Raw genomic sequence first — 9,657 nt, 5'->3', positions numbered from 1 at the left:
TCCATTATTCTCTTAATGATATCCATCTGATTTCCGCCATATTTTGCATACACTGAAGATACAGCTTCTCTAAATCTCTTTTTTTCTTGCGGCGAAAGCTCTATAACGGTAACCCCTCTCTTTTCAGCGACTTCCCTTGATGACTTTTCTCTTTCCTGCCAAAGCTGTCTTTCATAAATTGCTGACTCTTTTGCACAGTCACGAATTATATCTCTATCTCTTTCATCTATCTTGTCCCAGATGACCTTTGAACATATCTGAAGTTCCGGCACTCGTGTATGTTCATCTAATGTATAATACCTTGCCACATCATAATGCTTCATTGCCTCAAATGAAGGCCAGTTGTTTTCTGCGCAGTCCACTATTTTCTGTTCAAAAGCCGAGTACACGTCAGAATAAACTATCTTTACAGGATTGCCTCCCAGAGCTGAAACCATATCAGCCATCATATCTGACTCCTGCACTCTTATATTCATATTCTGAAGATCTTCCAGCTTTCTTATAGGAGTTGTGCTGTAAAAATTTCTTGCCCCAGCGTCATACCAGGATAATCCAACAATTTCCCGTTTCTCAATGCAGTTAAGGAACTCATCCCCGATGTCTCCATCAAGGACTCTCCACATATGCTGCGAGTCGCTATACAAATATGGAAGCTGCAAAGCATTAAGCTCTGGCACAAACTCGGCAAGCTGTGACAGAGAAACTCTGGCAAAAGCAATTCCTCCAAACTTCATCTGCTCAATAACCTGCATCTCACTTCCAAGCTCAGCGTCATACTTAACCAGTATTTTGATGCGTCCATCCGTCCGTTCATACACAAGATCAGCAAACTTCCAGGCTCCCAGGGTAGTGGGATAATCCTCGGTCTGATTTTCTGCATACAAAAGAACAAACTCCGGCTCTTTATTCATATGATCACTGCCAAGCATAAGCAATAGCCTTAAGCCTGCAACAGCAGCTATGATTCCCAAAACAGAAAGCACTAGGCCATATATCCATCTCTTTGTCATTGTTCCAAAGCTCCGCTCCTATACTCGCTTGGTGTCATTCCAATCATCCGCTTAAATATCCTGGTAAAATAATTGGGATCTCTAAAGCCAGCTTTATATCCAACATCTTTTATGTTGATTACGGGATCCGCCAAAAGATCTTTTGCCCGGGCCATTCTGAACTCATTCAGGTAGGTAATGAAATTCTTGCCAAAATTCTGTTTGAAAAGCTTACAGAAATAAACGTCAGAATAATTTAAGTATCCTGCAATATCCTGAAGAGCAATGTCCTCCATGTAATGGCTTTCTATATACCCTGTAATATCCCTGATGAGAGTATTGCTATGTATATCATCTTCGCTATAGTCCAAGGAAGGCTCTGATCCTGAATCCTTTTGAGAAAGGTCTGCTATGGGGGCTTTGCTGTTACTATCGCAAATTCTGAAGGCCTCTTCCAATATATTGATCAGTTCCTCATCAGAACCGGGTTTTAAAAGATAATCCAAGGCCCTCACTTCAATAGCTCTTTTTGCATAACTGAATTCATCAAATGCCGTGAGAAAGATAATGCTGCTATCTTTATCGATGTTTCTGATCTGCGTTGCTGCCTCAAGCCCATTCATTCCTGGCATTTCAATGTCAAGAACAGCTATATTGCACATGTTCTCGGTATATTTTTTCACTGCCTCAATTCCATTCTCGGCCACAAAGACTTCAACCAGATTCGGGAAAAAAGCTTTTATCTTTTTATTTATCACCTGTCGTTCAATTGGTTCATCGTCTGCCACTAATATTCTATACATTGCTATCCACCTGCATCTGTGGGTCTAAGAAAGGAATGTCAATGAAGATCACAGTTCCCTCTCCTTCTTTACTGGTAATTTCGAAATGCCCATCGTTGTACATCGCTCTGATGCGCTTACATATATTACCAAGTCCAATTCCCACTGATTTTTCATGATTCTTATCACGTTCCTGATCGTAGAGCTGCTTATTTATATTCCACAGAGTTATCTCATCCATGCCAACTCCGGTATCTTCAACATTTATATGCAGCCTTCCACCTACATGCCGTATCTTTATGGTCACTTTTCCTCCCTCAACTTTCTTGGATATGCCATGAATAATTGCATTTTCCAAAAGAGGCTGAAAGGTGAAAGTAGGCACTATAACTGCATTTTCATCCACTTCCGAGTCAATTTCAAATTGAACTCTCTCACCAAATCTCATTTTCTGAAGGTACATATAATCCTTTGATATTTTCAGTTCCTGCGAAAGCAAAGTCTCTTTTGCCTGGGTCTTTAGGTTATATCTAAACAATGAGCTTAAGGCTTCTATCATCTGCTCTGTGGTAGGCGCATCTTCCAGATTCGCGGTTCCCGCTATAGCATTGAGTGTATTAAAAAGAAAATGTGGGTTTATCTGGCTCTTTAACAGCTCAAGATTCATTGTCTCAAGCTGCTTTTCAATCTTTAGGTTTTCCATCTCCTGTTCATGAAGCTGGTCGAGCGCTACTCGCTTGTCTTCCAATGCCTTTATATACTCGCCTGTAGCAAATTTCATTTTGTTAAAAGCAGTAACTAGCTCGCCAATCTCATCCTGGCTGCTGACTTCAATGTCATCAATAAAAAAGTCATTTGCAGCAATTTTACGTGAAGCGTTTGCAAGAGTCAGCACAGGAGTGGTAATTGACGCGTTCATGATCTTTGAGATTTCAAATATTATAAAAAATACCACAATGCCGATAGCTGAAACCAAAAATGGGACACTTATGATAACGGGCATGAGCTTTTGGTAATTGGCATTGCCTTCTTTCATAGTCACATCAACAAAATGCTGCGCATATTGAAGAAGATACTTCTGCATTCCATAGACACTGTAAAGATCTGCTATCAGAACGTTTCCATCCTGAAAATCCTCTATGACCTTATCTCTCTCCACGCTATATTCGCCATAAGCAGTCTTAAAGGAAAACATCAGCGCATAGCGCTCCTGCCCAAGTCGTCCATAATCAAGGGGTACTTTATTCAGCGTTTTCTCGCTTTCGTTAACACACGTGGTCCATTCTGTTTTATTGGAAGGATCAGCACTGTGAACATACATATCAAATGTGTCTATTTCCTTATTTAAGGCGCTTATTATCTCGCCGCTTTTTGAGTTATCCTCCATAATGTCATTAAAATCCATCATAAATAGCTTAATGATCCAGACATCAAAAAGAAGAATTGCCAAAATAGCAAAAAACACGCTACCTGTAAAAACTTTTATTTTGTTTATGATCTTGAGATTATTCCAGAATTGTCTAATTTTATTCATAAATGGGTAAAAAATAAAGAGGCTTCGTTATAGTTATTGTAATAATTATAGCGCCGCCTCTTTAAAAAAACTATTCAAACTAAGCTGTTATTTTTGAGCAAAGATACTCAAAAAATGAGTCTTTTTCTTTGCCCAATACTCTGTCAGTGATCATATAACCATGTCTGTCATCTGACATCACAATGATCATATTATTTCTTTTTATGGCATTTGAGATGTTTTTCCACTTAATGTTCTCAAATCTGCCGCCGGTTTCCACCAAAACGCCCTTATCATTAAATGTCAGTACCATGTCTTGGGGCAGATTTTCAAGCTGCTTTGCGCTCATACCATATGTTGCAAGAGGCTGGATCACAGGAAAAAGAATGCATCCAAAAATCATAAGACTTTTTATAAATCCTGAAGAAGCGCCCCAAAATCTGATAGTCAAAAGAATCATTGCAACCGTAAACACAAGATTTATTATGCCAACAAATGACTTGTAGGTACGGCGCATAGCCATTTTCCATATGTCTGCAGTTTTAACATCACAAGTATATCTATACTCCATAAAAAGCCTTTCAAATAACGATCATTTCATAAGCAGATTCGGCAGGAACATACTAATCTCAGGAATAAATGTAAGCAATAAAAGAACCACTATCATACATAGATAGAATGGCAATGTAGCCTTTACTACTTTTTCCATCTTTACCTTGCCAACCGCAGATCCTATGAAAAGAACTGCTCCAACAGGTGGTGTCAGAAGTCCAATACCGCAGTTTAATATGATCATTATGCCGAACTGTATCGGATTAATTCCAATTGATGTAGCAATAGGTAAAAGAATAGGTGTTGCAATCAAAATGATCGGTGCCATATCCATGATACATCCAAGTACCAACAGAATTAAGTTCAATAAAAGCGCAATCAGTATTGGATTTCTTGTAAGTCCTATGATCGCATTAGCTGCAAGATCAGGTACGTGAAGGGTTGTAAGGCAATAACCAAAAATGCTTGATGTTGAAATAAGGATAAGAACTATTGAAAGTGTATCAACGCACTGCTCAAGAGTTTTCCATACTCCCTTAAGATCAAGCCCCCTATAGATAAATACACTGACTATAAGGCTGTAAATTACTGCAACAGCTGCAGACTCTGTAGCTGTGAAAAGACCTCCAACAACACCGATTACAACGATAACTACTGCGGCAAGGGCCCAAAACGATATTCCGAGCTGTTTTACAAATTTCTTTATGCTAAATGCTTCTCCTTTTGGATAGTGACGTCTTTTAGAAATAATGTAAGACCCTATCATAAGTGAAGCTGCAAGAAGTGCTCCGGGAATGTATCCTGCCAAAAACAGGCTTCCTACGGAGACTCCACCTGCACTCATCGCATAAATGACCATATTATGACTGGGAGGAACCAGCAAACCTTCGCAAGATGAAGTAATTGTTACCGCAGTTGAAAAGTCATCGTCATATCCCTGGTCAACCATCATAGGGATCAAAATGCTTCCAAGAGAGGCAGTATCTGCTGCTGCAGAACCTGAAATTCCTCCAAAGAAATAGGAAGCAACTATGTTTACCATGGCCATACCGCCGGTCATCCAACCTACGCAGGCATCGGCCAAAGCAATCAGCTTTTCAGAAATTCCTCCGCTTCCCATGATACATCCCATGGTTATAAAGAACGGGACTGCCATGAGTGAAAAAGAACTTATTCCCTTTACCATCTGCTGACAAACAGTTGTAAGAGGAAGTCCCTGATACAAAAGGCAAAGGATTGAGGATAATGCTACTGCATATGCTATCTGGAATCTCAAAAAGATCATGACCAGAAAGCTGATTAGCAATATAGCAATCGCTGTAGAATTAGCAGTCATCAGTTTTTCTCCTCCTTTACAAAAAATCCCTTGATGTGGTTGTAAATTGCTTCAAGTTCAAAAATGATCATTGCAAGACCAGCCACGGGAATTGGAAAATACATCCAAAATCTTGATAACTTAGGAAGAGAAACATATACGCCCTTACTTCCAATTGTAGAAGCATACTGCCATCCAACTATAAGCATTACGAAAGCCAAAAACATGATGCATACATCTGATAACAAATCCAGTATTTTAATGAGTTTGGTTGGAAGATATCTGTCAAGGGCTGTCATTCTGATATGAGCGCCCCTCCTGATGGCAAGGGCTGCAGATAAAACTGCCATATATGCCATCAGGGTAAGAACTATTTCTTCTGTCCAGGATGGATCTGGGATAAAAGGGATATATCTGCCAAAAACGCTCATGCTTGTGATAATAATGTCTGCCACAAGAAGGATCTTACAGATCACAAGCATTATCTTGTATGTCACATCATATAAAGGCTTAATACTATCAACTGTTTTAAAAAATGATTCCATATTTCCCCTTTATATTTCTTACTTCATATCAACTAACTTCTGATAATAATCTTCAAGGCCTTTAATGTTTTCTTCAATTACAGGCTTAACTGCTTCCTGCCAAGGTGTGATATCTTCAACCTCAATGATTGTAACTCCGTCAGCCTTAAGCTCTTCTAATACAGCATTCTCTTTTTCCTCTGAGATTGAGCGGTTGTACTCAGAAGCAGCCTTACCTGCATCAACAAGAACCTGCTGCTGTTCAGCAGAAAGCTTATTCCAAGCTTCATCTGTGATGATTACCTGGATAGCACCAAGAGTATGTCCATCAAGGATCATATAAGGAGCAACCTCAGGGAAAGCATTTGACTTGTAGTTTGCGATAGGCTGTTCAGCTCCATCTACAACTCCTGTCTGAAGTGCTGAATAAAGCTCACCAAAGCTTACTACTGTAGGAGATGCTCCAAGACCTTCTACAAGACCATTCATGATAGGGTCATTTGAAACACGAAGTTTCATTCCCTTGAATGAATTGATATCTGAGATTTCATTAACTGTAAAGAAATGACGGAATCCTTCTTCTCCGTAGAAAAGACCTCTTACACCGCTACCATTCTCTGAAGGCTCCTGAAGGAATTCCTGTGCAAGGTCTGATGTAGCAAAATTCCAGAAATGATCACGGCTTGTAAAGATATAAGGAAGTGAAAGAAGCATTGACTTCTGTCCGCCATAGCTTGTAAGAGCGAAAGCTGAAATTCTGGACATATCAATTGTTCCGCCACCACCAAGCATTGTGTCAAGAACATCGTTCTCTGAACCAAGAACACCACTAGCCTGAAGGTCAATAATGATTGATCCGTTAGATCTAGCTTCTACTTCTTCTTTAAACTTCTGATCTGTCATACCTACTATGGTATCAAGAGGGTTTACCTCTGCCATAACAAGTGTGATAGCATCTGCAGCAGGTGTAACTGCTTCAGGTGCCTTAGTCTGCTCAGCTGCAGTTTCTTCTTTCTGCTCAGCTGCTGGTTCTGCAGCAGGTGCCTCTGGTGCTGTTACTCCACATGCAACAACAGAAAGTCCCATTGCCAGTGCCATAAATACTGATACAACTCTTTTTTTCATTTGTGTAACCTCCCGTTTTCTTGAAAATCAACTAAAAAAATGGCATTGTCTTTTCGACAATGCCATTATATGTTACCGCGGGAGGCAGTAAAATCGGACATTATTATCATTGACTAGCATATTTTTAACACGAGGATAACCTCACATACTAACGTTGCAATTATAAATGCCTTTGCCATTAAACTTACCATATTGTTATCCTCCTTTTCATGAGTGATTTTTGTTTTCTGATTATTTATACGAAGGAGAAAAACTTATGGCAAAAAAATCCGTGGCAAAATGCCACGGACAATTTCAAAATTATTTGTCTCTCCAAATAATTCTTCCTTTTGTAAGGTCATATGGTGAAAGTTCAAGAGTTACCTTATCACCAGGTAAGATTCTGATGAAGTTCTGACGAAGCTTTCCACTAATATGAGCAAGAACAACATGACCATTCTCAAGCTCAACCTGGAACATTGTGTTAGGAAGCTTCTCAATAACCTTTCCTTCAATTTCAATTACATCAGCCTTAGACATTTCTTTCCTCCTATCCTTTACTATCAAATAATAGTTAATATCTCTGGTTCGCCATCTGTTATAGCGATAGTGTTTTCATAATGTGCAGCCAGGGAACCGTCTACAGTTACCACTGTCCAATCATCATCAAGCCATCCAACATATCTTTCACCCATAGTTATCATAGGTTCAACACATATTGTCATGCCTTTCTTTAGTTTTACCCCGGGCAACAACTTTTTATAATTAGGTACCATTGGTTCTTCATGAAGGCTAGTACCAATTCCATGACCTGTCAGCTCTCTTACTATACCATATCCATATGGTTTTATATAGTCATCAATTGCTCTTGATATTTCATGTAGCCTATGTCCGGCTTTGGCCTTTTTTATTCCTTCAAAAAAGCTCTCTCTTGTAACATCAATAAGTTTTTGTGCTTCATCACTTATCTTACCAACGCCCCATGTTCTGGCAGCGTCAGAATGATACCCTTTATATATAAGTCCTGTATCGAAGGTAACAATGTCACCCTCCTGCAGGATCCTATCAGCACTAGGAATTCCATGAACAACTTCATCATTCACGGAAATACACACGGAAGCCGGAAAACCTTCATAATTCTTGCAATTCGGTATTCCACCAAGAGAACGGATAGTATCTTCTCCAATCTGATCAAGTTCCAATGTAGAAATTCCGGGTTTAAGCGCAGCATGAAGCGCCTCATGCACTTTTGCAAGTCGCTGTCCGGACTGCCTCATAAGCTCAATTTCTTCATCAGTCTTAATTGTAATAACTTTACGCATTCAAAATACCTACGATATTGCTAAATACTTCCTGCATATCCTTTGTACCGTCAACAGTCTTAAGAATATTCTTCTTATCATAGTAATCGATAAGAGGCTGAGTCTGCTCATGGTAAACTGACAATCTGTTCTGTACTGTCTCAGGCTTGTCATCTTCTCTCTGAACTAACTCACTTCCACATTTATCACATATTCCTTCTTTCTTTGGAGGGATATGCTCAATATGATAAGTAGCACCGCACTTAAGGCAAGCTCTTCTGCCTGACATTCTGCGGACAATGTTCTCATCTGGAACATCTACGTTAATTGCAAAATCAACTTTATCTCCAAGCTTTGTAAGCTCGCTGTCAAGAACATCTGCCTGAGGAATTGTACGTGGGAAACCATCAAGTACATATCCATTCTTGCAGTCATCATTTGCTACTCTGTCAAGAAGAAGCTGAACTGTAAGTTCATCAGGAACAAGCTGTCCCTTATCCATGAACTCTTTTGCCTTCTTGCCAAGTTCTGTTCCATTTTTAATATTTGCCCTAAAAATGTCACCGGTTGAGATGTGTGGGATATTGAACTTATCCGCGATCATCTGAGCCTGTGTGCCTTTTCCTGCGCCTGGTGCGCCCAACATTATTATCTTCATACCATGACCCTCTTTTTTATGTTAAATGATATCATTATTTTCTGATTAAAGACAAATAAGAGGCAGCAAGGGCGCATATGCTCCCCTGCGACCTCTTTTAAGTTACCAATTAATCTTCCAGGAATCCTTTGTAATTACGTACAAGCATCTGAGATTCAATCTGCTTGATTGTCTCTAAGATAACGCTTACCACGATGATAAGGCTTGTTCCACCAAAGGAAACACTTGCACCGAACATACCATTAAAGAAGATAGGTAATACACCAATGATTGTAAGACCACATGCTCCAATGAAAATGATATAGTTCAGAATGCTTGTAAGATAATCACTTGTAGGCTTACCTGGTCTGATTCCAGGAATAAAGCCGCCCTGCTTTTTCATATTATCTGCAATCTCAATCGGATTAAATGTGATTGATGTGTAGAAATATGCAAAAAAGATAAGCAGTAAAATGTAAACAACCAAACCAATTGAATAATTCCAGTGGTTAGGATTGCACCAGTTACTCTGGTTTAAATATGCAATAAACTGTCCCCAGAATCCTGAACCATTATAGCCAACGAGCTGGCTGATAATGATAGGGAACTGGAAGAGTGACATTGCAAAAATGATAGGCATAACGCCTGCTGTATTGACCTTGAGAGGAATCTCTGAACGGCTTCCACCGTAAGTTTTTCTTCCCTGGATTTTCTTAGCATACTGAACAGGAATTCTACGCTCAGCACCATTAAGAAGAACGACCAATACTACCATTGCAATAATAACTGCAATAATAACAATTGCTGATACTACTCCCCTTGCAATAGGCTTTCCGCTCACAAACTGACCGAAAAGTGAGCTAATATCTGACGGCATTCTTGAAAGAATGTTGATAGTCAGAACTATTGATATACCGTTTCCAACCCCATTTTCTGTGAT

Annotated in this window: 11 protein-coding genes; all 11 read right to left on the bottom strand. The window is 39.5% G+C overall.

Annotated features, from left to right (window positions below):
* Positions 1–1,010, bottom strand: a 1,010-nt coding sequence (locus tag E7303_RS17645; RefSeq protein WP_292146773.1) for a TRAP transporter substrate-binding protein, incomplete at its 3' end; no start/stop codon positions are given.
* Positions 1,007–1,792, bottom strand: coding sequence for a response regulator transcription factor (locus tag E7303_RS17640; protein WP_292146772.1), 786 nt, complete (start codon positions 1,790–1,792; stop codon positions 1,007–1,009). The genes E7303_RS17645 and E7303_RS17640, both read right to left, overlap by 4 nt.
* Complete coding sequence (locus E7303_RS17635; RefSeq protein ID WP_292146771.1) at positions 1,785–3,236, bottom strand: sensor histidine kinase; 1,452 nt, start codon at positions 3,234–3,236, stop codon at positions 1,785–1,787. The genes E7303_RS17640 and E7303_RS17635 overlap by 8 nt, the downstream gene beginning before the upstream one ends.
* Positions 3,237–3,384: 148 nt before the next feature.
* Positions 3,385–3,855: a YcxB family protein gene (locus E7303_RS17630; protein WP_292146770.1), complete on the bottom strand. Its 471-nt coding sequence runs from the start codon at positions 3,853–3,855 to the stop codon at positions 3,385–3,387.
* A gap of 21 nt (positions 3,856–3,876) precedes the next feature.
* A complete protein-coding gene (locus tag E7303_RS17625) occupies positions 3,877–5,172 on the bottom strand; it encodes a TRAP transporter large permease (RefSeq protein ID WP_292146769.1) in 1,296 nt (431 codons plus the stop codon).
* On the bottom strand, positions 5,172–5,696 hold the full coding sequence (locus tag E7303_RS17620) for a TRAP transporter small permease (protein WP_022772952.1): 525 nt from the start codon (positions 5,694–5,696) through the stop codon (positions 5,172–5,174). Before E7303_RS17620 ends, E7303_RS17625 begins: the two co-directional genes overlap by 1 nt.
* A gap of 18 nt (positions 5,697–5,714) precedes the next feature.
* Positions 5,715–6,800, bottom strand: a complete 1,086-nt coding sequence (locus tag E7303_RS17615) for a TRAP transporter substrate-binding protein (protein ID WP_292146768.1) — start codon at positions 6,798–6,800, stop codon at positions 5,715–5,717.
* 300 nt (positions 6,801–7,100) lie between these two features.
* Positions 7,101–7,319: a translation initiation factor IF-1 gene (gene infA / locus E7303_RS17610; RefSeq protein WP_013280019.1), complete on the bottom strand. Its 219-nt coding sequence runs from the start codon at positions 7,317–7,319 to the stop codon at positions 7,101–7,103.
* Between the two features lie 23 nt (positions 7,320–7,342).
* Complete coding sequence (gene map, locus E7303_RS17605; RefSeq protein WP_103870156.1) at positions 7,343–8,101, bottom strand: type I methionyl aminopeptidase; 759 nt, start codon at positions 8,099–8,101, stop codon at positions 7,343–7,345.
* Positions 8,094–8,738: an adenylate kinase gene (locus E7303_RS17600; protein ID WP_022772948.1), complete on the bottom strand. Its 645-nt coding sequence runs from the start codon at positions 8,736–8,738 to the stop codon at positions 8,094–8,096. Before E7303_RS17600 ends, map begins: the two co-directional genes overlap by 8 nt.
* Before the next feature lie 109 nt (positions 8,739–8,847).
* Positions 8,848–9,657 (bottom strand): preprotein translocase subunit SecY (locus tag E7303_RS17595; protein WP_292146767.1); only part of this gene is annotated, 810 nt, incomplete at its 5' end.

Source organism: Butyrivibrio sp. (assembly GCF_015056685.1).
Lineage (GTDB): Bacteria > Bacillota > Clostridia > Lachnospirales > Lachnospiraceae > Butyrivibrio.
The sequence above is the reverse complement of the archived record's forward strand: the minus strand, read 5'-3'. Positions and strand labels throughout refer to the sequence as shown.